The sequence below is a fragment of the Bradyrhizobium sp. USDA 4451 genome (genome assembly GCF_054822585.1).
In genome coordinates, this window is the sequence record NZ_JBTRCH010000001.1 from 6,893,210 (window position 1) to 6,913,949 (window position 20,740).

Here is a 20,740-nt window from a genome sequence, read left to right on the forward strand (position 1 = left end):
GTCCCTGCGAAAGCAGGGACGACATCCTCCTGTGGATATCACGTGAACGTCGCTTCCACCCTGCCGAGGCCGTCGAGCTCCATCACGACCGCATCGCCCGCCTTCAGCCAGATCGTCTTGACCAGGCTGCCGGTCATCACGATCTGGCCGGCATGCAGGCCGCGGCCCTCGGTGGCGAGATGATTGGCGAGCCAGGCGAGCGCGTTGTGGGGATGGCCGAGCACGTCGGCGCCGGTGCCGCGCCCTTCCTCCTTGCCGTTGACGATCGCGCGCCCGCTGACCGCGCGCAGATCGGGCACAGTGATGCGCGGCACGGCTTCGCCGAGCACGCAGCCGGCAGCGAAGAAGTCGTCGGCGATCAATGTCGGCGCGCCCAGCGTCTCCCATTTGACGTAGCGGTCGTCGACGATCTCGATCGCGGGATGATAGGCCTCGATCGCCTCCGCCACCCATTCGGCGGTGAACGGCGCTTCGCTCGGCGCCAGGTTGCGCGCCAGCCGCACCGCGATCTCGCACTCGACGCCGACATGGACGAAGTCGGCTGCCGGCAGCCGCACGCCGCTGTCATGCACCACTTTCTCGAATATGCCGCCGCCGCAGGGATGCGGAATGTTGATGTACTCCTGCATCACCGCGCTGGTGCAGCCGATCTTGTAGCCGACAAGGCTGCCGACCTGCGGCTGCAACAGATCGTGCAGCGCGTACTGCACCTGATAGCCTTCGGCCTCGTCGAGCGGCACGACGTCTTTCGGAAGCGCCTTGAGCGGCGTACGGTTGCGGCGCGCGTTGGCGATCGCCTTTGCGGCCGCGAGGACCCGATCCATCTGCGCAGCCTCCCTGATGTTCTCGGCGGCGCGTTGGCGCCAGCGTCTGCTCACGGCAATTCAGCACTCGCCGACGCGTCTGGCAAGCACGCTGGGCGGGAGCCGCCGTCAGGCCTTGACCAGACCCAGCCTGATCAGGCTCTCGGCGGTGGCGACCAGCATCTCCTCATTGCCGCGCGGCCGCCAGCCGAGCAGACTTTGCGCCTTGGCGCTGGTCGAGCGGCGCACTTTGCCGAGCAATGGCAGCGCCGCGCGGGCCAACGGATTGCGCCGCGCGGCCAGCCGCATCATCCAGTCCGGCGCCTGGAACCGCGGCACCCGCCGCGCCTTGCTGCCGAGCTTTCTGCGCAGCAGCCGGGCGACCTGCAACACCGACATGGTCTCGCCGGCGACCGCGAGGAACCGTTCGCCCTTGGCCTTGGGCGATGTCATGGCGCGCAGATGCAGGTCGGCGACATCGCGCACGTCGACCAGGCCGAAATGGATCCGCGGCACCGCCGGCATCGCGCCGTCGAGCAGCGCCTTGATGATGCCGATCGACTCCGAGAAATCGGCACCGAGCGCGGGGCCGAACACCGCGGTCGGATTGACCACCGCAAGCTCGAGGCCACCTCCTTCGCGGGCGATGAAATCCCAAGCGGCGCGCTCGGCCAGCGTCTTGGATTTCGGATAGGCCTGCACGTCGGGGCCAGCCAGATTGGACCACACGGTCTCATCGAACGGTTTGGCTTGCGGCGGATGGCCATAGCCGATCGCCGCGAACGACGATGTGACGACGACGCGTTTGACGCCGGCATCGCGCGCCGCGCGCAGCACCCGCAGCGTGCCTTCCCGTGCCGGCACGATCAGCTCGTTCTCGTCCTCCGGCACGTGAGCGCCAAGCGGCGATGCGACATGCAGCACGTAATCGCATCCTGCGGCCGCCTCGCGCCAGCCGTCATCGCGCAGCAGGTCGGCGGTGAGGAAGCCGACCCGGTCGGCCGTCAGCGCGCCGCCTTCGCGCAGCATCGCGATCACGTCCTTGCTGCGATCCGGATTGCGCACCGTGGTTCGCACCGCATGCCCGTCGGCGAGCAGTTGCAGGATGGTATGCACGCCGATGAAACCCGAACCGCCCGTGACCAAAACCGTGCTCATGTCCTCGCCCTCCTGATGGTTCGGCGGGACCGGACATTGCGCCGCCCACCCTGCACAGCCCGCATCTGGTCACTATCTGACGTTGGACAAGTAGAATGAAATTCGAGACCGGTATGGAAAACAATACCAGCGAACTGTGTGACGGCAGTGAATGCGAGAGCTGCCCGACCGACCCGAGCCTTTTGATCGAGTTCAAGCACGCGATCCGCGCGCTCGGGGGCAAATGGAAGCTCGAGATCCTGTTCACGCTGATGCATGGTGGCGTACGGTTCGGCGCGCTGCGCCGCGCGCTGGTGCCGATCACCCAGCACATGCTGACCGCGCAGCTGCGCGAGCTCGAGCGCGACGGCCTGGTGGCGCGCAAGGTGCTCACCGAGAAGCCGCTGCAGGTCGCATACGAGCTGACGGATTCGGCCTGGAGCCTGACGCCGGCGTTCCGCGAATTGCTGGTGTGGTCGAAGACCTACGGCCCGCGCCGTCAGACGGAGGCAAGCGAGACGACACTCGGGGCCGGATTGGCCTGAATGTCGTCTCGCCTTCGGAACGGTACGCGGTCAACCCATGTCGAGCGCCTGACGGATCGCGATCTCGACCGGCGAGTAGGCACCATCGTCACGCGTGAGCCGATACGGCTCACCGGGGCTGAGCGCGGGCTGCGCCATGAAGCGCGGCCGCTTGCCCCGATGGATTTGCGCGGCGTGCACCAGGAACGGATGGCACAAATAGACGGTGCCGGCCTCCCCCGTCGCCAGTGCGAGCTCGCAATCGGCGCCCATCTGCGCGAGGTCCATGCGCGCGCGTCCCGCCTCGCCCGCCGGTGCGAGGTAGCGCGCCATCGGAACATGCGAGCCGACCCTGATCCGGGTCGGCGCATCGTCCTCGCCGACATCGGAGAACAGGAACAGCATCAGCAGCGCGCGGCCGTGCGAGTTGACGTTGACCCGCCAAGCGGAGAAATCGCTCCGCTCGTCCGGATCGCAATCGTCGCCGGGGAAGCTGACGTCGACATGCCAGCCGGCATCGCCCGGATCATCCGGATGCGGGAAACGCACCGGGAAGGTCCCGATGTTGTGCCGCGGAGACCAGCGGCCGGGACCGACGATCTGGTCGAAGGCGCGATACAGCACCGGCGTGTTGATCGCCTCGCGGAACGGCGTGCCGCCATATCCCGGCAAGCGGATCACCGGCTGGGTCCAGCTCGAAGCATCGTGCTCGCTGCACGGCAGGTCGCGCCACATGATGGCACGGCCGGCATCGGCGAGTTCGCGGGGAAAGGCGTTGTCGATCCTGACAAAGCCCTGTTCGATGAATTGCTCGATTTGCGCGCCGCTCAGCGCGCGCGCGTCGTCTCGATCGGTCATGATGGTCTCTCAAGCTGTCGCCAGCCATCGATGGTCCGCGCTGCGCGGAACCTGGCCGGTTCATTCGGTTCACTGGAATCCCGCGAGCCCAAGCTCAGGGGGACGATCAGCGCTTCGCGGTGGAAGCGTGTTTCCTTGCGGAAACCAGATCAGCCCAGGAAGAACACCGAGGCGATGTCGAGAATGCGTGTCATCATGGCGGCGCGAACCTACAACCGGTGCGCGCCGGGATCAATCGGTGGTGGTCACCCGCCACTATTCGTCGCGATAGACCTTCTCGCGCTTCTCGTGGCGTTCCTGCGCCTCGACCGACAGCGTCGCGATCGGACGGGCTTCGAGCCGCTTCAGCGAGATCGGGTCGCCGGTCTCTTCGCAATAGCCGTAGGTGTTGTCTTCGATGCGCTGGAGCGCCGCGTCGATCTTGGAGATCAGCTTGCGCTGACGATCGCGGGCACGGAGTTCGATCGCGCGGTCGGTTTCCGAGGAAGCTCGGTCCGCGAGGTCGGGGTGGTTGACGTTCTCTTCCTGCAACGTCTGCAGCGTGATCTTCGATTCGCGGAGGATCTCGTCCTTCCAGGCCAGCAGCTTGGCGCGGAAATATTCGCGCTGCCGCTCATTCATGAAAGGCTCTTTTTCAGTCGGCCGGTAGTTCTTCAGCTTTTCCAAAGGCAGCCATGTCCCTGTCTGGCGGAGGGAACAAAACCCCTCTGCGCGGCGCCTTATATAGCCACGCCATGTGACAGACAATATCTGCCACCGCGAAAGCCGGGGTGCCCCCAAGGCCTTGCACAGGCAAACTTATCCGCCCTGCCCGGGGGCCGCCCCTCCCCCTTAATAGCCGACCGTAAAGCGCTGCCGGATATGGGCCGGGCGCTCGATTTCGTCGGCGAGTGCGACTGCGAAATCCTCGAACGAGATCGAGCTTTTCCCGTCGGCCGCGGTCAGGAGCCGGTCGGTGCCGAGGCGGAACTTGCCGGTCCGCTCGCCCGGCACGAACAGCGCCGAGGGCGACAAAAAGGTCCAGTTCAAGTCCTTTTCCTGGCGCAGCAGATCGAGGAATTCGGCCCCTTTGGTCGCTTCGGCCTTGTACTGGGCCGGGAAGTTCGGGGTGGTCACCAGGCGGACGCCGGGCGCCACCTCGAGGCTGCCGGCGCCGCCGACCACGAGATAGCGGCCGACCCCGGACGCCTTGGCTGCCCCGATCAGCTTGAGCGGGTCAGAGACCGAGAAATGGACGGAACTGATCGCGGCATCATGGCCGGCCCACAGCGCCGCCAATCCGGCCTGGTCGTTCACGTCGCCCTTCTTGGCCGTGACGTTCGGCAGCGCCGCGATCTTCTCCGGGTTGCGGGCGATGGCGGTGACGGCATGGCCGCGGCGGGCCAGTTCCGCCGTGAGGCGCGAGCCGGCCTGGCCGGACGCACCGGCGATGGCGATCTTCATTCTTGTCTCCGATTGATAGTTTCCAATGGTGACTAGATAGCGAAATGGATGTAGGTGTGAAGAAGGCACTCTTGTCTCACCTGATTACGCCGGAGTAACCCCGATGAAAGCCGCCAGCCTGAAGCCGGACGCCTATGCCGCCAATTGCCCGACGCGCCAGATCCTCGACCGGGTCGGCGACAAATGGGCGGTGCTGATCCTGCTGCTGTTGCGCAGCGAGCCGATGCGCTTCAACCAGTTGCGCCGCGCCATCGAGGGCATCTCGCAGAAGATGCTGTCGCAGGTGTTGAAGAGCCTGGAGCGCGACGGGCTGCTGCGCCGCCGCGCGATCGCAACCGTTCCGGTCACCGTGGAGTATTCGATCACGCCGCTCGGGCTGACGCTCGCCGAAGCAGTCGATCCGCTGCGCGACTGGGCCGAGCAGAATCTGAAGGAGGTGTTGGCCGCGCAGCGCCGCTACGACACGCAGCGCAAGGCACTGGCGGCGTGAGGCGCTAAGGGCTCGAGAGAAGTTGGGTGATCGAAAGGAGCCTAGTATTGCCCGGCCTTGGCGAGTTCGACTTCGACGCGCAATTCGATCTCGCTCAGCACGGCATCGAGGCCGGGATCGCCGGAGGATTCCTTCAGGCTCGCGGCGGCGTCGCGCAGCCGGTTCACGGTGGAGGAATCGAAATTGCCGGACAGCAATCCGAGCTTGAGCGCGTCGAGCACGTCGAGCGCGCCCTTGCCGCGGGCGACCGAGCGCTTGCGGCGTTCGGTCGGGTCCTCGACGCCCTGCAGCGCGAGCAACGCATCGAGGCTGGCGGCGGCCTTCGGCGCGGTGGTGGAGCGGACCTCCTCCTGCGCGGTGGTCGCATCCGGCAGCGCGAAGCCGCTTCCCGAGGTGCGCCGCGTCGAGCTGGTCGACGTGCCAAGCGTGGTGCCGTTCGGTCCGTAGATGCGCATCTTAAGTGATCCCGCAGGCCTGAATGGGCCGAGCATCGCCGTTTTATGGTTAACGACACGTAAACGACCCGGCAATTTCTGCAGCCCACACGGCAGTTTCGCGCTGCCTGGCCAACCCAAGCCGAACGGCGACCCGACAATTTCGATAAATATATCAATACATTGCCCCGACGAAACGAGGTGGCACGCAGCTCGCATGGTTAATGGCGGATCGCCGTCATGGGAGTGTCGCGCGGTCCGCGCGTTGAAGTTCGAGGGGAGCATCGGGATGCCCGGCATCCGCATCGCAAATCTGGTCGGAGTGGCCTGCGCCGCGTTGCTGGCGCTGGCGGCTTCCGTCATGCCGGCGGCCGCGACGTCGCGGATCAAGGATCTCGCCAATATCGAGGGCGTGCGTCAGAACCAGTTGATCGGCTACGGCCTCGTGGTCGGCCTCAACGGCACCGGCGATACGCTCAACAACATCCCCTTCACCAAGCAATCGCTGCAAGCGATGCTCGAGCGCATGGGCGTCAACATTCGCGGCGCCACCATCCGCACCGGCAACGTCGCCGCCGTGATGGTCACCGGCAACCTGCCGGCGTTCGGAACCCAGGGCACGCGGATGGACGTCACCGTCTCCGCGCTCGGTGACGCCAAGAACCTGCAGGGCGGCACCCTGCTCGTCACCCCCCTGCTCGGCGCCGACGGCAATGTCTACGCAGTGGCACAGGGATCGGTCGCGGTCGCAGGCTTCGCAGCCGAAGGCGCCGCCGCCAGCGTGGTGCGCGGCGTACCGACGGTCGGCCGGATCGCCAACGGCGCCATCATCGAGCGCGAGATCGAATTCGCGCTCAATCGCCTGCCGAATGTGCGGCTCGCGCTGCGCAACGCCGACTTCACCACCGCGAAGCGGATTGCGGCCGCGGTCAACGACTATCTCGGGGTCAAGACCGCCGAGCCGATCGATCCTTCCACCGTCCAGCTTTCGATCCCACCGGAGTTCAAGGGCAACGTCGTTGCCTTCCTGACCGAGATCGAGCAGTTGCAGGTCGACCCCGATCTCGTCGCGAAGATCGTGATCGACGAGCGCTCCGGCATCATCGTGATGGGCCGCGACGTGCGCGTCGCGACGGTCGCGGTGGCCCAGGGCAACCTCACCGTCACGATCTCGGAAGCCCCGCAGGTCAGCCAGCCCAATCCGCTGTCGCGCGGCCGAACGGTCGTGACACCGCGCACCAGCGTCGGCGTCAGCGAGGACGGCAAGAAATTTGCGCTCGTCAGAAACGGCGTGTCGCTGCAGCAGCTCGTCGACGGCCTCAACGGCCTCGGCATCGGACCGCGCGACCTGATCAGCATCCTGCAGGCGATCAAGGCCGCCGGCGCCATCGAAGCCGACATCGAGGTGATGTGATGGCGAGCCTGATCAACAGCACCACCGGCAGCATGCCGAACAAGGCCTTGATGCCGATGTTCAACGGCCGCCCCGATCCGGTGCTGCAGGACGCGATCAAGAAGGTGACGCCGCAGCAGCTCGCCAAGGCGAAGACGACCGCCACCGATTTCGAATCGATGTTCCTGAACTCGATGTTCTCGCAGATGACCACCGGCCTGAAGGGCGAAGGCCCCTACGGCGACACGGTCGGCACCGGCCCGTGGCGCTCGATGCTGACCGACGAATATTCGAAGAACTTCGCCAAGGCCGGCGGCGTCGGCATTTCCAACGAAGTGTTCCGCTCGCTGATCCTGCAGCAGGCGGGCAAGAGCTAATTCGGTTTCAAGGAGCAGCGCGATGAACCAGCGTCCACAGCACCGGCCAGCGTCCGCCCCCGCCGCGCGGGGCGCGACGTCGACGCCGCCCGACGTCGCCCGGCTCGCCAACGAGCTGACCGACGTGATGAGCGGGCTGCTCGCCGTCGTCGAGCAGGAAACCGAATTCGTCCGCGCCGGCAAGATCCGCGAGGGCATGCGGCTCGAGGCGCAGAAGTCGGAACTGTCGCGGCGCTACATGCTGGCGGTCGAGCACCTGAAATCGATGCAGAAGATGCTGGCGCAGAGCGATCCCGAACTGCTGGCGACGCTGCGGCGGCATCACGAGACGTTCCGCGCCATGCTGCAGGTCAATCTGACCGTGCTTGCGACCGCGCATGCGGTCTCCGAAGGCATCGTGCGCGGCGTCAATGCCGAGGTGCAGCGGCGCAACATCCCGAACACCTACACCGCGAACGGCCAGCGCGCAGCGCCGGGCCCGCGCAACATGACGCCGATCGCGGTCAGCCGCACGCTCTGACGCGCATACGCCGACAATTTAGCTCAATTCGGCGCGGCGGCGGCAGCGCGCCGTTCAGCGTGTTTTCTAACACCCTATTGAGAGGTTCCCCGTAGAGTTGCGGATCGTGAGGGGTTGGGATTTGACTCAAGCAAACGAGTGCCTGTGCACTACGAGGCTGCCATGAGTACAGATTTCAACATCAAGCCGGTGGGGGCACCGGTCGCAGCGCCGATGATCACTCCCGTGAGCGATACGGCGCAGAAGGCAGTGAAGACCGAATTGCCCGCGAGCCAGAGCGTCACCGCTCCGGAGCCGAGCGTGCGCGTCACAATCGACCCCAATGCCGCCAATGCGTCGCTTTCGAACCAGGCTCCATCTGTCACCGACCAGGTCATCATCGACCGCGACGCGCGCGCTGTGGTCTATCAGGTGGTCGACAATCGTACCAACCTGGTGGTGAGGCAGTTTCCGGAAGAAGCCGTCTTGCGCCGCCGCGCCTATTTCCACACGCTCGATCTCAGCAAGGACGCGCCGACGCGCGCCAACGCGACCGACCGCCGCGCTTAGAACGCGCGAACCAACGTAACCTCAGGTCTTCTGCGTGGCGTAGGCCTTGTCGAGATAGGTCGATCCGGTGGCCGGATCGGTGACGACATTGGCGATCAGCGCCGTCCCCTGCTGCACCAGCGAGAACTTGGTATCGCCGATCCGGAACGCGCCGTCCTTGATCAGCACGTCCTGATACTTGCTGGTGCCGTCGCTCTGGTAGTGCACCTTGGCGCGGAAGCCATCGACGTTCGACACCGAGATGCAGAACGACTTGTTGTTGGCGTACTTGCCGCTCCAGCTGCCCTCATAGAGTTTCGGATCGACGGCCACATAGGGCGTCTTTGACGGAACCGTCAGGCCGGCAGCCTTGTAGTTGGCCGACAGGATGCTCAATACGTCGGCCATGTCGAGGCCTCCCGCGCGAACCGGTCGATCAGGCGCGGCCGGAGAGGCCGGCGGCGAGATTGCAGTTGATGTCGATCAGCGACTTCAGCTTCGCCGGGTCCGGATTCATCTGGATGTCGACGGTCTGCTTCATCACGAACACGCCGATGTTGGCGATGTTCTGCCGCACCTCGAGTGGCTGCGGATTGTCGTCGCCCTGCGCCGCGCTGAGGAATATCGACCACAGCCGGCGGTTGAACAGCAATGCATGATCGAGCGCCTTGTCGGCACCGTTCCAATTGGTCTGGACTTCCTGCAGCTGACGGGCCGCCTTCAGGAGCGCCTGCGCTTCGATTTCACGTGGGGACGCCGTCGTCGTGGACGTACGGGCGTAGGCCTGGGCTGCATTCGACATTAATGACCTCGGTGGGATGCGGATTTCTCGAGCCGCGGAGACGCAATTCTAGCGCCCGATATTTATGCATCCGCCGCCTTTAAATATGGTTAGCAGCCGTTACGAAATGCGTCATTCTGACGATGCGGAAAGATACCGTAATATCCCGGAGACAAACAAAAACGGCGGGGTTTCCCCCGCCGTTCCTGAAGAGCTTGTCGTTGCGCTTAGCGGAGCAGCTGCAGCACGCTCTGCTGGCTCTGGTTGGCGAGCGCGAGCGCGGAGACCGCGATCGACTGGCGGGTCGACAGCGCCTGGCTGTTGGCCGCTTCCTCGTTGGTGTCGGCCAGCGTCAGATTCGACGAACCGGTCTGCAGCACGTTGATCAGGTTCTTGGAGAAATCCTGACGGATCTGCACGATCGAGAGGTTCGAACCCAGCGTCGAGGCTTCGCTGCGCAACGCTGAGCTCGCCGAACTCAGCGAGGCGATCACGCTGTTCGCCGAGTTGTTGTCGAGGAAGTCGGTGCCGGCGGTCAGCGACTTCAGACCGAGGCCGGAAGCGCTGAAGGTCACGCCGGTGATGCTCAGCGTGGACTTGCCGGTCTCGTTGAAGGTCAGCTTCAGGCTGTCGCCGTTCAGCAGGTTGATGCCGTTGAACGACGCATCCTGCGCCGTGGTCGTGATCTGCGAGATGGTGTTGTTGTACTGCTGCACCAGCGCCGCGCGCGCCGACTGCGAGGCGGAGTCGGCAACCGGAGCGGTCCCGGCTGCGCTGAACGTTGCGGTGCCGCCGCCGGTGTTGGTGAAGGTCGTCGCACCGATCGTCGAGGACGCCGCGTCATTGGTCGTGGTGATGACGAGCTTGTTGGAGCTGTCAAGGCTCGCCGTCAGGTTGCTGGCCGACAGCGCCGTGTTCAGCTGCGCCAGCGAGCTGCTCGCACCGAAGGTGAAGCTGAAGGCGGGCTGACCGGCCGAAGCCGCGATCGCCAGCACGTCGCCGCTCTTGATCGTGGTGCCGTCGACCAGGTTGGCCGCCGTGCCGCCGAGCGCCGCGGTCGAGGTGACCTGCGACCTGGTGGTGTAGCCCGTCGGGCTCTGCAGCACCTGGTTGGCAATCGACTTCGCGGAATCGACCAGCTTCTGCAGCGAGGTGATGCCGGTGTTGGCAGCCTGCAGCACCTGCACACCGTTGCCGATGCCGTCGAGCAGGTTGTTGATGTCGCTGGCGCGGTTGTCGAGCGACTGTGCGGTGAAGAAGTTGGTCGGGTTGTCGAGCGCCGTGTTGACCTTCTTGCCGGTGGCAAGGCGGTTCTGCGTGGTGGAGAGCAGATCGGCGGTGGACTGGAGGGAGAGGAGGTTCTGGCGAACGGAGGACGAGAGAATGATATCGGACATTTTCATACCTTTCTGGTGTGAAACTGAGGAAAATGCCGCGCCGATCCTTTCTGATCGGGCGGATGGCCGATCCTGCGTTCAAGCCCGCGAAGGAAACAGAAATCTTCGGAACCGCATTTGAGACAAATGCAGAAGAATAAAATTGTCGCCATCAGGCGAGATTCGCCGCGAAAACGACTGAGAGAACTACCGATTCCGGCCGCAAGCCGATCCCTGCGCCCGCCCCTTGTTCACCAAGCATTAACCATCATGGGAAAGGATCGCTGTCGCATCGGCCCCGGGCCGCGACGGCGGCTGCTAAGCAGCGCCGAACATGTTCCGCTAGCTGCGACATCGCGCGACTGCCGGCAAAGGAGAACGGTCATGGCCCTGAAGGTCGAACTCAAACCGAACGAGCGCATCATCGTCGGCAATTGCGTGATCACCAACACCGATCAGCGCGCCCGCCTGCTGATCGACGGCGACCGCATCCCGATCCTGCGCGAGAAGGATATCCTGACGCCGGAGACCGCAGACACCCCGGCGAAGCTGATCTATCTCGCGGTGCAGCTGATGTATCTGTCGCCGGACCCGATGGCGCACCACCCGACCTATTTCAGCCTGGTGCGCGACATCATCACCGCGATGCCGAGCGCCTGGCCGTTCATCGAGAGCGTCAACAACTTCATCCTCAACGGCGACCTCTATCACGCGCTGAAGGAATCCAAGAAGCTGATCGCGCATGAGGAGAAGCTGCTGGAAAGCGCGCGCGCCACTCAGGATGAGACCCGCAAGAGCGCGTAGCGCATCCGCTCGTCGCATCGAAAAAGGCCTCCGCGAGGAGGCCTTTTTGCTGGCTGGAGATGGGCGGTGCGCGATCAGCTGATCGGCAGATATTTCAGCAGCGTGGTCTGATACAGCATCGACGTCGTCTGGTACGACGCCTGCAGGCTGGTCTGCAGCGCCAGGATCTTGGTCGCGACCTCGTCCTGATTGACGCCTTCGACCGAGTCCAGCATCGTCTCCGCCATGCCCTTGAGCTGGGTCTGGCGATCGGTGGCGGCCTTGGTCGCGGTCTGCGCGCCGGCGAACTCGGCCTGCACATCCTGGATCTGCTGCTGGCCGTTCTGCGGGGCAAGATTCCCGCTGACGCGCTGCGCCAGCGCCGTCACCTGCGCGCTCGCATTCGGGTTACTGGCATTGGTGGTGACCGCAGCATACACCGCGACGTTCTGCAGCAGATAGCGGAACGCCTGCTCGTTGGCGCGGGCGCCATATTGCACGGTGATCGATTGATCGACCTGCGCGACCGCGGTGCCGCGCGCCGATCCCGGGCCGTTCTCGCCGGTGTACCAGTAGACGGTGTTGTCGGGCGTGCCCGCGACCAGGCTGGTGGCGGTGTCGAACGGCGGTCCGCCGACCCTGAGCGGCGCCGGGGCCGCGGTGGTGTTGTTGGCGATGCCGAGCGCGCCGAGCGCAGCGGTATTCGAGCTCGAGATCGAGAGGCTCTCGCCGTCGGCGCCGTGCAAGGTGATCACGCCATTGCTGATGGTCGATGGGTTCTTGGTGCCGCTGATCTGGTCGATCTTCGCCATCAGCGTCTGCACGCTGTCGGTGATGTTGACCTGGTTGCCGGTGGCGCCCGAAGCCACGAAGGTGATCGGGGTGCCGTTCACCGTGATGGTGTCACCGGCCGCGAAGCCCGTCGACAGCGAGTCGGTGCCTGCCGCGCCCGAAAGCGCCGTGGCGCCTGAGATCGGCGCCGGCGGCGTGTTGTGGTTGTTGACGGCGGCGCCTGAGACGGTCGCGACCGGATTGAAGAAGTTGTTGGACGCTGCCACCGCGGAGGCTGCGACCAGCGAGGTGTCGCTCAACGTCTTGATCGAGGAGGTCAGCGTCGACTGCAAGTTGGCCGTCGTCGCCGTGGTGTCGACGCCGATCAGGAACGAGCCGGCCGGCGGCGGGTTCGTCGTCGTCGCCGTCAGCTCGATCGCATCGGTGGTACCGTCGGGCAGCGTGAAATTGAACGTGATCTTGTCGCCATCCTTCGGATTGACGGCGCCGAGATCGACCGAGGCGGATTTCGGCGTGCCGGTCGGCTGCGTCACGGTAGCGCCGGTCAATGACGATTGCACCGACAGCAGCTTCAGCCCGAACGGCGAGCCGTCCTCGGCGACGCTGGTCACCGTCGTGGTCGCCGGCGGCGACGAGACGCTCAGGCGCCCCATCAAATTGGCGCCCTGATCGGCCTGCTTGCGCTCATTGATGAGTTGGGTGAGACCGGCCTGGGTTGCCGTGCCCTTCAACATCGTGTCGGCGGGGACCGTGGCTGGCGTATCCATCGCGCGGCCGGAGAACAAATAGCGGTCGCCGGACTGGCTGTTCAGCATCGCGACTGCGTTGGCAAAGGCGGCCTGCGCCGTGATCTGGCCCGAGGTCTGGCCATTGTTGTTAAGCGTCAGCGTCGCCGTGGTCGCCGCGTTCTTCACCTGGGTGCCGACATCGGACAACCCCTGCAAGGTGAGGTTGGCGACATTCAGACGCGTGTTGAGATTGGTGGCAGTGTCGGAGAACGCGTTGATGCTGCTGATCTGGGCGCGCAGGCTGAGCGCGAAGCCGCGATCAAGCCCCTGCCCCGCATAGGTCGTCGAGACCTTGCCGGTCGCGAGTTGCGTCGTCAGGTCGTTGAGCTGACTGCGCAGGTTGAGGATCGTGGTGCCGATATAGGATGTTCTGCCGCTTACGCCGTCGATCGACATGTTACCCTCACGTGAGCTGCAGCAGCGCGTCGTACATCTGCTTGATCGACGACATCACGCGCGCATTGGCCGAATAGGCGTTCTGCAGCGAGAGCAGATGCGCCATCTCCTCGTCCATGTTGACGCCGGAGGTCGAGTCCATCTTGGTTTGCAGCGTATTCAGCACGACGTCCTGACCGTCGGCCAGTTGCTTGGCGGCGGTCGCCGATTCGCCCTGCTGGCTGATGAACTGCTTGGCAAAGTTCAGCAGCGTGCCGGTGAACGGCGCGCCCGACGTGCCGAGGCCGGTCTGCGGCGAATAGCTGTACGATGCGTTCGACAGCTGGTTCAGGATGAGGTTGGCGCGCGTGGTGTCGCCGGCCGGGGTCTGCGGATTGGTCGAGTACACGACCATGCGCGAGGGATCGCCGACCAGCGCGGTGTTGACGCTGATCCGTGCAGCAAGGCCGGTCGACTGGGTGCCGTTCGCGGTGATCGCACCGGTGTAGAGCCCGCCATTGTCGGTGAACAGCGGCAGCTGCGGATCGCCTGACGTCAGCGACGAGACCGTCGAGGTGACCGAGGCTGCGGTCACGTCGGCCTTGTTGGCGGCGCCGTCGTCAAGCACGCGCAGCGTCGATCCCGAGGGATTGGAGAATTGCAGGCCGGTTCCGCCGAGCGCTCCGTTGAGCTGTGCCAGCACCGAGCTCATGCCGCCGGAGAAATCCACGCCCAGCACCTCGTCGTTCGGATCGACGGTCGCGGTATTGCTCAGCGGCAGCACGCTCGGATCGTCGACGCGGATGATCGACAGATTGTGCGTCAGCCCGGTGGTGTTGTCTTTGTAGGAGACGTGGATGGTGTTACCGTTCTGCAGCCCCGAAAGATCGAGGTCGAAGCCGGACTGCGCCCCCGCCGTGGCCGCCGTCCCCGCGGTGGTCTTGTCCGACAGCGCGCTCGACATCGCGGCGGCGAACTGGTCGATCTGGGTCTGGGCCTGCGCCAGCGTGTTGTCGCGCAGCTCGAGATAGGCCGCGATCTTGCCGGAGCGGATCGAGTTGGTCGACACCATGTCGTAGGTGCCACCATGCGGGAACGTGATGGTGATGGTGCCGACGGTGCTCTTGGTCGGGTCGGTGTTGTACAGCGTGTTGGGCGTCATCGTGCCCTGGGCATTGAAGCTGAGCGTCGCCGCCTCGGTGCCGACCAGCTGCACGCCGGAATTGGTGAACACTGACACCTGGTTCTGGCCGTTGGTGACGGTGCGGATGTCCATCAGCTGCGAAAGCTGCGTGACGTAGCGATCGCGCTGATCGAGCAACGCCGCAGTCGACGCATCGGTCGCGCCGCTATTGGCCGCCAGCTGCACATTGAGGCGCGCGATCTGCTGCATCGCATTGTTGGCGGTGTTGATGGAGTCGCTGATGCCGGCTTCGGCATTGGCGCGCAGCGTCTGGATGCCCTGCGAGGTCGCATTGAGCTGCTGCGCCATCGATTGCGCGGCGTTGACGACACCGATGCGCGCCGACTGCGAGTCCGGACTGGTCGACAGCCCCTGCAGCGCGGTCAGGAATTTGTTGTAGGCATCCTCGATGGTACCGGTGGTGTCGGGATTGCCGTACACGCCCTGCAGATTGGCCAGGAATTGCGAGCGGACGTCGGCATAGGCGGCACCCGACGTCTCGGTGCGAAGCTGGGTCTGCAGGAATTCGTCGAGCTGGCGGTTGACGCCGGTGATCAGGACGCTCGAGCCGAACTGGCCGGTGGTGCCGGCGGTCTGGTTCAGCGTCTTCCTGACGTAGCCGGGCGTCTCCGCGTTGGCGACGTTCGAGGAGACGAGCGAGAGCGAGGCCTGCGTGGCGCGCAGGCCCGACATCGCGGTGGAAAGGGCTTGGCTCAAACCCATGGTCTGTACTCGCCTTTACTGCTTAACGCCTGCATCAATGATGCGCTCAGCGCACCACGTTCAGGAGGTCCTGCACCATCGAATTGGTCGTCGTGATCACCTTGGTGTTGGCCGAATAGGCCTGCTGAGTCACGATTAGCTTGGTGAACTCGTCCGCAATGTCGGTGTTCGAGCTCTCGAGCGACGAACCGACGATGGTGCCGGCCTTGCCGAACAGCGCCGCGCCGGATTCGTCGGTCGCCTCGAACGCGCCGCCGTCGATGCGCTTGAGGAAGTTGGTGCCGTTGAAGGTCGCGACCGAAATTTCCGCGAGGTCGATGTTGCGGCCGTTGGTGTAGTTGCCGACGATGCGGCCGTTGGTCGAGACGCTGACCGATTGCAGCTGGCCGGCCGGAAAGCCGTCCTGCTGGATCTGGTTGACCTGGACGTTGCCATTGGCATCCGCGAACTGGGTCACGCCGCCGGAGCCGAAATTGATCACGGGGTTGCCGAGCGAGACGCCGTTGACGACGGCATTGTTGAGGGTGACCGACGAGATCGCCGGCGACATCTGACCGTTCGAGGCGAACGTGAAGTTGACGTTGGCGTTCTGCCAGGAGACCTGCGTGCCGGTGGCGTTGGGGTCGACCTGATAGAACAGGTTCCAGGTATCGGTATGTCCGGCGCCCAGCGAGGAGCTGTCGGTCTTGGCCCAGCGGAATTGCAGGTTCACCGGTGCGCCCGAGACATCGTAGGCGGTGACGGCGCCGCCCGAGACGGATTCGTTCAGGAAGGTCGAGTTGTCGTTGCCGACCACCTGGCCGGTGCCGACGGTGCCGCCGCCGCCGCGGGTCGCGACCGCCGAGCCAGTGAAGCCGAGCGCCGCGAGGGCCGTCGAGTTCGAGCTCGTCACGTTGAGGTCCGACGACGTGCCGGAATGCAGGGTGATCTTGCCGCCGCTGATGGTCGATGGCGTCGCGGTGCCGGTGATCGCGTCGATCTTGGCGAGCAGCGTTCCGATGCTGTCGGTGACGTTGAGCTGGTTGCCGGTCGCGCCCGAAGCCACGAAGGTGATGACGGTGCCGTTGACCGTGATGGTATCGGCCGGCACCACGGGCGGACCGGCGGAGCCGGCGCTGAAATTGGTATTGATCGAGTCGGTGCCCGCAGCGCCCGACAGCAGGGTCGCGGCGGTGTTGGCGACCGACGGCGTCGCCTTGTTGTTCTGCGCGGTGCCGGTGACGGAGGAATCGGTATAGGGCGCGGCCGGCGTGCCCAGCACCAGCGGGTTATGTCCGCTGCTGAACGCGCCCGGCCGGATCAGCTCGGAGCCGGGCACCGAGGTATCGTGCGAGGTGGTCAGCGGATAGGATGCGAGGTTGGCGCGATAGTCGATCTTGGTGGTCTGCTGCGCCGGCAGGAAGTCGTTCTTGAACCGCAGCACCTGCGGCGAGGAGCCCGAGGGGTTGCCGGTGGTCGGGTCGATCGGCACGCCCTCGAGATAGTAGCCGGCGCCGTTGACCAGATAGCCGTCCTTGTTGAGCTGGAAATCGCCGCGGCGGGTGTAGCGGTCGACGCCGTCGAACACCGGCGAACCGTCGGTGAAGCTGCCGGGCTTCTGCACCGCGAAGAAGCCGTTGCCGTTGATCGCCATGAAGGTCGCGACCGAGGCCGACTGCACGTCGCCCTGCACCGAGTTGGTCGAGCGCGACTGCGCGGTGACGCCGCCGGCGAGCTGCGCGGTCAACGCGGTCTGCGGGACGAGATCGAGAAAGGAGGTATCGATGCGCTTGAAGGCCGTGGTCTGCGAGTTGGCGATGTTGCCGGAGATGTTCTCGAGCGCGTACGACCCTGCGCGCAAGCCACCGACCGCGGTCGTAAGTGCGCCGAAGATACCCATGACATGTTCTCCAATTCTAATCCCGGCGGCTGGCAATCAGCAGGTGGCCGCATCGGCGGAGCACGTCGCAAGGGTCGTGCCAGGAAACGAACCGTAACAAAATCATGCGCTTGAAAAAAAAGCCCCGGCCGTTTAACCGGGGCACAATTGCCGGGCAGGCAACAATTGCCGGGACGGAGCGCTGTCGTGACCCGCGCTCCCTGGCTCAAGATGGCGGTACTCGTCAGGTCGCCGAGGGCGCGGTCGGGTGAAACACCAGCGCAAAGCCGTCCATGCAGTAGCGCAGTCCGGTCGGCTTCGGGCCGTCGTCGAACACGTGGCCGAGATGGCCGCCGCAACGGCGGCAGTGCACCTCGGTGCGCACCATGCCGAAGGTGCGGTCCGACGTGGTGCCGACCGCATTCTCCAGCGGCTTCCAGAAGCTCGGCCAGCCGGTGCCGCTCTCATACTTGGTCTCGGACGAGAACAACGGCAGGTCGCAGCCGGCGCAGGCGAAGGTGCCCTTGCGGTGCTCCTTGAGCAGCGGGCTCGATCCCGGCCGCTCGGTACCCTGGTTGCGCAGGATCTCGTATTGCTGCGGCGTCAGCTGCGCCTTCCACTCGGCGTCGGTCTTCTCGATCTCGAATTTCTCGGCGGCCTTGTTATCAGAGGCCTCGGCCGGCGAGGCGCGCAGCCAGCGGAAGGCGGCGAAGCTCAGCAGGCTGGCGACGGAAGCAAGCAGGATACGGCGATCGATCATCAATCATCTCCGATGCGGGCGGCCAAGTCGGGCCGAACGGGCTCGTCAACAAATACGAACCCCACCGCTGGACGTTACATCCGCCCGTCGGAGATCCGCTCACTTTCTTGCGAGGCGCGAGGATACCGCGGCTCATCGTCCTCAACCGGCCGGGGCGCAGGCGGGGCCGCCGGCCGCATCGCGCCCCCCGGCGGGCGACGGGGCGCCGGTCCCCGGGTTCCCGCCTTGAGATTGGCCTCGGCAAGCCGCGCCTCACGGGCCTCCTCCCTGGCGCGCGCCCCCTCGCGGTAGCGCGCCAGGACGCCCGCCACGGAGGAAGCGCCCCTCGTCCACAAGCTGACGAAATGGCCGGCAACGCGGCCGGTGGTGCCGCCGGCCCAGACCAGCTCGAACGGCGAGAACAGCCGCCAGCGGTCGTCGCCCCACAGGATACTGCGTGCGATCAACTGGCCCGCGAGCGCCGAGGTGCTGAGCCCCTGCCGGCCGAAGCCGCTCGCCACCCACAGGCCTCGGCGCAATTGTCCGATCTGCGGCATGCCGTGCACGGTGACGCCGACCGCGCCGCCGAACACATCGGCGACCGGAACCTTGCCGAGCTGCGGAAACACCGTGGCGATGCGGCGCTGCACCGCCGCGCCGAGCCGCTTCGGCCGCGCATTCCAGGTGGTTTCCGGACTGGCCCACAACAGGCGATCGCCGTCGACGACGCGGAAATGGTCGATGCCGTCGCTGTCGACGACCGAGCCGGGAAAGGCGATGGTCTCCGCCAGCCGTTCACCGAGCGGCTCGGTCAATGCCGCGTAGCGCCACACCGGCAGCAGCGTATCGGACAAGCGCTTCAGTGGCGAACCGAGATGGACATTGCCGGCGAGGACAATGTGGTTGGCGCGCAGCCGCGCCGTCGGCGTCACGATGCGTTTGCGGATGCCCGAGAAATCGATGCTGACGACCGGCGTCTCCTCGAAGATCCGCACGCCTGCCCGCACGGCCAGCGCGGCGAGCCCGTGGACATATTTGCGGCCGTCGATCTGCAACGCCCTGGGGTAATAGATGCCGTGGAAGTAGCGGCCGGTCCTGAGCACGCTGCGCACGCGATCGACCTGCCAGCCTTCGACCTCGGTGGCAAAATCCTCGCCCAGCGTCTGCAACCGGCTGATCAGCGCCTCGCCGATATCGACGTTGGAGACTTCCAGCGCGCCGTCGCTCGCCTTGATGCCGGGGATCAGATCCTCGGTGGCGGTGGCGCGGACATAGTCGGCGCCTTCTTTGGACAGCGCCCACAATTCGCGGGCATTGTCGAGGCCGACGCGCTCGATCACATCCGATATCGGCAGGCCATAGCCCGGCATCACGGTTCCGAGATGATGGCCGGAGGCGTTCCAGCCGACCTGGCGGCCCTCGAGCACGGCGACGCTGGCGCCAAGCCGCGCCGCCTCGCGGGCCACGGTCAGGCCGGCCAGCCCCGCCCCGACCACGCAAATGTCGACGTCGAGGTCGAACGCCAGGCGGTCGCGGAACGCCGAGGCCGCCTCGTCGGGGCCGTCCGCCGCACTTGTGGAAGTCTCGCTCATGGCGTTTCTTACGAACCGCTGCGGCGCTTGTCACCTTGTCCAGGGCATGAGCCTGTAGAATTAATTCGACCAGACCGAATCGAGAATGGAAGTTCATGCGCCGTTTGCTGCTGCTGCGTCACGCCAAGACCGAAACCGACGCGCCGTCAGGGCAGGACCAGGACCGTCGCCTCGACGAGCGCGGTCACCGCGATGCGGCGGAGATCGGCGGCTGGATCGCCCGCCATCCGCCCCTGCCCAACCTGGCACTGGTATCGCCGGCGGTCCGCACCACGCAGACCTGGGAGATCGTGCGCGACGCACTGAAGGGTGCGGGACCTGCGCCGAAAGTCGAATTCGTGCCAGACCTCTACGGCGCCGATCCGGCGCAACTGCTGACCGCGATCCGGATGGCGTCCGTCACCGATCCGAAGCGGCTGCTGCTGATCGGCCACAACCCCGGCATGCACGAGCTCGCCTTGACGCTGACCGGCAGCGGCGAGGAGGCCGCCAAGCGCGCGCTCGCCGACAATCTGCCCACCTCGGGGCTTGCCGTGTTCGACTTCGCGACCGACGACTGGAACGAGGTCTCGTTCCGGCGCGGCAAGCTCGTGCTGTTCGTCAGTCCGAAACTGTTGAAGCTGGCATCGCGCAACTGACGCGAGCGGACAGCGCGGTTCCGTCATGCTATATTGATTTCCGCGCGACAGGGGGACCGGTTCGCGTCGATGCAACGAAGAAGAAGGCGCGCGTCCCGGCACAGGGACTAAACGGCTCCAGACCAATCGCGGACAGGAGGCGCAGATGTACAAGTCCATTCTCGTGCCGATCGACCTCGCCGATACCGATCTGGCGAAGCCGGCGATCGCAACCGCTGCAACATTATCGCAAACATGGAACGGCGCGGTGCGCCTGCTCAACGTGCTGCCGATGACACCGGTGATGCTCGCCGAATATGTCCCGGCGGATTTCGACAGCCAGCAGCGTGAAACGTCGGAAGAAGCGCTTGCCATCGTCGCGCGCGAATCCGGCATCGCGCCCGGGCGCATCTCCGGCGTGGTCCGCCAGGGCGGCATCTATCACGAGATCCTCGAAGAGGCCGCAAACATGAAGGCCGATCTGATCGTGATGACCTCGCACCGGCCGGCGATGCGCACCTACTTCCTCGGCTCGAATGCCGGGCACGTGGTGCGCTATGCCAAATGCTCGGTGCTGGTTGTGCGGCACTAAAGGGGATGGGCCATGGGGCCGCCGCAGGCGGCTC

General features: G+C 65.4%; 23 protein-coding genes. 9 read left to right on the forward strand and 14 right to left on the reverse strand.

Going from position 1 to position 20,740, the window contains the following annotated elements:
• Positions 1–38: 38 nt before the first annotated feature.
• Together ACVMB0_RS32350 and ACVMB0_RS32355 are read right to left on the reverse strand one after the other, a co-directional pair.
• Complete coding sequence (locus ACVMB0_RS32350; protein WP_461348798.1) at positions 39–824, reverse strand: 2-keto-4-pentenoate hydratase; 786 nt, start codon at positions 822–824, stop codon at positions 39–41.
• 108 nt (positions 825–932) lie between these two features.
• Entirely contained in the window at positions 933–1,961 is a 1,029-nt protein-coding gene (locus ACVMB0_RS32355) for an SDR family oxidoreductase (protein WP_461348799.1), read from the reverse strand.
• 95 nt (positions 1,962–2,056) lie between these two features.
• On the opposite strand from ACVMB0_RS32355, the gene ACVMB0_RS32360 reads away from it, so the two are divergent.
• On the forward strand, positions 2,057–2,485 hold the full coding sequence (locus ACVMB0_RS32360) for a winged helix-turn-helix transcriptional regulator (RefSeq protein WP_461348800.1): 429 nt from the start codon (positions 2,057–2,059) through the stop codon (positions 2,483–2,485).
• A gap of 30 nt (positions 2,486–2,515) precedes the next feature.
• Here the strand turns inward: ACVMB0_RS32360 and ACVMB0_RS32365 are convergent, their stop codons facing one another.
• The 3 genes from ACVMB0_RS32365 to ACVMB0_RS32375 form a co-directional block, all read right to left on the reverse strand.
• On the reverse strand, positions 2,516–3,322 hold the full coding sequence (locus ACVMB0_RS32365; RefSeq protein ID WP_461348801.1) for a phytanoyl-CoA dioxygenase family protein: 807 nt from the start codon (positions 3,320–3,322) through the stop codon (positions 2,516–2,518).
• Between the two features lie 255 nt (positions 3,323–3,577).
• Positions 3,578–3,943 (reverse strand): RNA polymerase-binding protein DksA, encoded by a 366-nt coding sequence (dksA, locus tag ACVMB0_RS32370; RefSeq protein ID WP_456753826.1) that lies wholly within the window; start codon positions 3,941–3,943, stop codon positions 3,578–3,580.
• A 210-nt stretch (positions 3,944–4,153) separates the two neighbouring features.
• Complete coding sequence (locus tag ACVMB0_RS32375; RefSeq protein ID WP_461348802.1) at positions 4,154–4,765, reverse strand: NAD(P)-dependent oxidoreductase; 612 nt, start codon at positions 4,763–4,765, stop codon at positions 4,154–4,156.
• Between the two features lie 103 nt (positions 4,766–4,868).
• Between ACVMB0_RS32375 and ACVMB0_RS32380 the strand changes: the two genes are divergently transcribed.
• The gene (locus ACVMB0_RS32380) at positions 4,869–5,255 is read left to right on the forward strand and encodes a winged helix-turn-helix transcriptional regulator (protein ID WP_456753824.1); all 387 of its coding nucleotides are present in this window, start codon (positions 4,869–4,871) and stop codon (positions 5,253–5,255) included.
• Between the two features lie 41 nt (positions 5,256–5,296).
• On the opposite strand, the gene ACVMB0_RS32385 is transcribed toward ACVMB0_RS32380, so the two are convergent.
• Positions 5,297–5,710 carry a flagellar assembly protein FliX gene (locus tag ACVMB0_RS32385; protein ID WP_456753823.1) on the reverse strand — a complete coding sequence of 138 codons (414 nt, stop codon included), beginning with the start codon at positions 5,708–5,710 and terminating at the stop codon, positions 5,297–5,299.
• A 268-nt stretch (positions 5,711–5,978) separates the two neighbouring features.
• Here ACVMB0_RS32385 and ACVMB0_RS32390 point away from each other — a divergent pair, with 268 nt between their 5' ends.
• From ACVMB0_RS32390 to ACVMB0_RS32405, 4 genes are all read left to right on the forward strand, one after another.
• Positions 5,979–7,103: a flagellar basal body P-ring protein FlgI gene (locus ACVMB0_RS32390; protein ID WP_456753822.1), complete on the forward strand. Its 1,125-nt coding sequence runs from the start codon at positions 5,979–5,981 to the stop codon at positions 7,101–7,103.
• Positions 7,103–7,459, forward strand: a complete 357-nt coding sequence (gene flgJ, locus ACVMB0_RS32395; protein WP_461348803.1) for a flagellar assembly peptidoglycan hydrolase FlgJ — start codon at positions 7,103–7,105, stop codon at positions 7,457–7,459. Before ACVMB0_RS32390 ends, flgJ begins: the two co-directional genes overlap by 1 nt.
• 22 nt (positions 7,460–7,481) lie before the next feature.
• Complete coding sequence (locus ACVMB0_RS32400) at positions 7,482–7,979, forward strand: hypothetical protein (RefSeq protein ID WP_461348804.1); 498 nt, start codon at positions 7,482–7,484, stop codon at positions 7,977–7,979.
• A 162-nt stretch (positions 7,980–8,141) separates the two neighbouring features.
• Positions 8,142–8,528, forward strand: coding sequence for a hypothetical protein (locus ACVMB0_RS32405; protein WP_456753819.1), 387 nt, complete (start codon positions 8,142–8,144; stop codon positions 8,526–8,528).
• A 21-nt stretch (positions 8,529–8,549) separates the two neighbouring features.
• On the opposite strand, the gene ACVMB0_RS32410 is transcribed toward ACVMB0_RS32405, so the two are convergent.
• The 3 genes from ACVMB0_RS32410 to ACVMB0_RS32420 all read right to left on the reverse strand — a co-directional run bounded on the left by ACVMB0_RS32410 (position 8,550) and on the right by ACVMB0_RS32420 (position 10,685).
• Positions 8,550–8,915 carry a hypothetical protein gene (locus ACVMB0_RS32410; RefSeq protein WP_461348805.1) on the reverse strand — a complete coding sequence of 122 codons (366 nt, stop codon included), beginning with the start codon at positions 8,913–8,915 and terminating at the stop codon, positions 8,550–8,552.
• Between the two features lie 28 nt (positions 8,916–8,943).
• On the reverse strand, positions 8,944–9,309 hold the full coding sequence (gene flaF, locus ACVMB0_RS32415) for a flagellar biosynthesis regulator FlaF (RefSeq protein ID WP_456753817.1): 366 nt from the start codon (positions 9,307–9,309) through the stop codon (positions 8,944–8,946).
• Positions 9,310–9,515: 206 nt separating this feature from the next.
• On the reverse strand, positions 9,516–10,685 hold the full coding sequence (locus tag ACVMB0_RS32420; RefSeq protein WP_456753816.1) for a flagellin N-terminal helical domain-containing protein: 1,170 nt from the start codon (positions 10,683–10,685) through the stop codon (positions 9,516–9,518).
• Between the two features lie 363 nt (positions 10,686–11,048).
• Here ACVMB0_RS32420 and flbT point away from each other — a divergent pair, with 363 nt between their 5' ends.
• On the forward strand, positions 11,049–11,468 hold the full coding sequence (gene flbT, locus ACVMB0_RS32425) for a flagellar biosynthesis repressor FlbT (RefSeq protein WP_456753815.1): 420 nt from the start codon (positions 11,049–11,051) through the stop codon (positions 11,466–11,468).
• A 74-nt stretch (positions 11,469–11,542) separates the two neighbouring features.
• Here flbT and ACVMB0_RS32430 read toward each other — a convergent pair whose 3' ends face one another.
• From ACVMB0_RS32430 to ACVMB0_RS32450, 5 genes are all read right to left on the reverse strand, one after another.
• Complete coding sequence (locus ACVMB0_RS32430; protein ID WP_461348806.1) at positions 11,543–13,423, reverse strand: flagellar protein; 1,881 nt, start codon at positions 13,421–13,423, stop codon at positions 11,543–11,545.
• A gap of 7 nt (positions 13,424–13,430) precedes the next feature.
• Positions 13,431–15,308 (reverse strand): flagellar hook-associated protein FlgK, encoded by a 1,878-nt coding sequence (flgK, locus tag ACVMB0_RS32435; RefSeq protein ID WP_456753813.1) that lies wholly within the window; start codon positions 15,306–15,308, stop codon positions 13,431–13,433.
• A gap of 46 nt (positions 15,309–15,354) precedes the next feature.
• On the reverse strand, positions 15,355–17,187 hold the full coding sequence (locus ACVMB0_RS32440; RefSeq protein WP_456753812.1) for a flagellar hook protein FlgE: 1,833 nt from the start codon (positions 17,185–17,187) through the stop codon (positions 15,355–15,357).
• Positions 17,188–17,410: 223 nt separating this feature from the next.
• Positions 17,411–17,926 carry a peptide-methionine (R)-S-oxide reductase MsrB gene (gene msrB, locus ACVMB0_RS32445; RefSeq protein WP_461348807.1) on the reverse strand — a complete coding sequence of 172 codons (516 nt, stop codon included), beginning with the start codon at positions 17,924–17,926 and terminating at the stop codon, positions 17,411–17,413.
• A gap of 74 nt (positions 17,927–18,000) precedes the next feature.
• On the reverse strand, positions 18,001–19,497 hold the full coding sequence (locus ACVMB0_RS32450) for an NAD(P)/FAD-dependent oxidoreductase (protein WP_461348808.1): 1,497 nt from the start codon (positions 19,495–19,497) through the stop codon (positions 18,001–18,003).
• A gap of 95 nt (positions 19,498–19,592) precedes the next feature.
• On the opposite strand from ACVMB0_RS32450, the gene ACVMB0_RS32455 reads away from it, so the two are divergent.
• The gene (locus tag ACVMB0_RS32455) at positions 19,593–20,135 is read left to right on the forward strand and encodes a SixA phosphatase family protein (protein WP_456753809.1); all 543 of its coding nucleotides are present in this window, start codon (positions 19,593–19,595) and stop codon (positions 20,133–20,135) included.
• Between the two features lie 145 nt (positions 20,136–20,280).
• Positions 20,281–20,706, forward strand: a complete 426-nt coding sequence (locus tag ACVMB0_RS32460) for a universal stress protein (RefSeq protein WP_163159795.1) — start codon at positions 20,281–20,283, stop codon at positions 20,704–20,706.
• Positions 20,707–20,740: the final 34 nt, after the last annotated feature.

What these genes read in the sequence shown, in the direction of transcription:
- ACVMB0_RS32350 (WP_461348798.1), bottom strand. Translation starts at nt 824, where the DNA reads ATGGATCGGGTCCTCGCGGCCGCAAAGGCGATCGCCAACGCGCGCCGC.
- ACVMB0_RS32355 (WP_461348799.1), bottom strand. Translation starts at nt 1,961, where the DNA reads ATGAGCACGGTTTTGGTCACGGGCGGTTCGGGTTTCATCGGCGTGCAT.
- ACVMB0_RS32360 (WP_461348800.1), top strand. Translation starts at nt 2,057, where the DNA reads ATGAAATTCGAGACCGGTATGGAAAACAATACCAGCGAACTGTGTGAC.
- ACVMB0_RS32365 (WP_461348801.1), bottom strand. Translation starts at nt 3,322, where the DNA reads ATGACCGATCGAGACGACGCGCGCGCGCTGAGCGGCGCGCAAATCGAG.
- dksA (WP_456753826.1), bottom strand. Translation starts at nt 3,943, where the DNA reads ATGAATGAGCGGCAGCGCGAATATTTCCGCGCCAAGCTGCTGGCCTGG.
- ACVMB0_RS32375 (WP_461348802.1), bottom strand. Translation starts at nt 4,765, where the DNA reads ATGAAGATCGCCATCGCCGGTGCGTCCGGCCAGGCCGGCTCGCGCCTC.
- ACVMB0_RS32380 (WP_456753824.1), top strand. Translation starts at nt 4,869, where the DNA reads ATGAAAGCCGCCAGCCTGAAGCCGGACGCCTATGCCGCCAATTGCCCG.
- ACVMB0_RS32385 (WP_456753823.1), bottom strand. Translation starts at nt 5,710, where the DNA reads ATGCGCATCTACGGACCGAACGGCACCACGCTTGGCACGTCGACCAGC.
- ACVMB0_RS32390 (WP_456753822.1), top strand. Translation starts at nt 5,979, where the DNA reads ATGCCCGGCATCCGCATCGCAAATCTGGTCGGAGTGGCCTGCGCCGCG.
- flgJ (WP_461348803.1), top strand. Translation starts at nt 7,103, where the DNA reads ATGGCGAGCCTGATCAACAGCACCACCGGCAGCATGCCGAACAAGGCC.
- ACVMB0_RS32400 (WP_461348804.1), top strand. Translation starts at nt 7,482, where the DNA reads ATGAACCAGCGTCCACAGCACCGGCCAGCGTCCGCCCCCGCCGCGCGG.
- ACVMB0_RS32405 (WP_456753819.1), top strand. Translation starts at nt 8,142, where the DNA reads ATGAGTACAGATTTCAACATCAAGCCGGTGGGGGCACCGGTCGCAGCG.
- ACVMB0_RS32410 (WP_461348805.1), bottom strand. Translation starts at nt 8,915, where the DNA reads ATGGCCGACGTATTGAGCATCCTGTCGGCCAACTACAAGGCTGCCGGC.
- flaF (WP_456753817.1), bottom strand. Translation starts at nt 9,309, where the DNA reads ATGTCGAATGCAGCCCAGGCCTACGCCCGTACGTCCACGACGACGGCG.
- ACVMB0_RS32420 (WP_456753816.1), bottom strand. Translation starts at nt 10,685, where the DNA reads ATGTCCGATATCATTCTCTCGTCCTCCGTTCGCCAGAACCTCCTCTCC.
- flbT (WP_456753815.1), top strand. Translation starts at nt 11,049, where the DNA reads ATGGCCCTGAAGGTCGAACTCAAACCGAACGAGCGCATCATCGTCGGC.
- ACVMB0_RS32430 (WP_461348806.1), bottom strand. Translation starts at nt 13,423, where the DNA reads ATGTCGATCGACGGCGTAAGCGGCAGAACATCCTATATCGGCACCACG.
- flgK (WP_456753813.1), bottom strand. Translation starts at nt 15,308, where the DNA reads ATGGGTTTGAGCCAAGCCCTTTCCACCGCGATGTCGGGCCTGCGCGCC.
- ACVMB0_RS32440 (WP_456753812.1), bottom strand. Translation starts at nt 17,187, where the DNA reads ATGGGTATCTTCGGCGCACTTACGACCGCGGTCGGTGGCTTGCGCGCA.
- msrB (WP_461348807.1), bottom strand. Translation starts at nt 17,926, where the DNA reads ATGATCGATCGCCGTATCCTGCTTGCTTCCGTCGCCAGCCTGCTGAGC.
- ACVMB0_RS32450 (WP_461348808.1), bottom strand. Translation starts at nt 19,497, where the DNA reads ATGAGCGAGACTTCCACAAGTGCGGCGGACGGCCCCGACGAGGCGGCC.
- ACVMB0_RS32455 (WP_456753809.1), top strand. Translation starts at nt 19,593, where the DNA reads ATGCGCCGTTTGCTGCTGCTGCGTCACGCCAAGACCGAAACCGACGCG.
- ACVMB0_RS32460 (WP_163159795.1), top strand. Translation starts at nt 20,281, where the DNA reads ATGTACAAGTCCATTCTCGTGCCGATCGACCTCGCCGATACCGATCTG.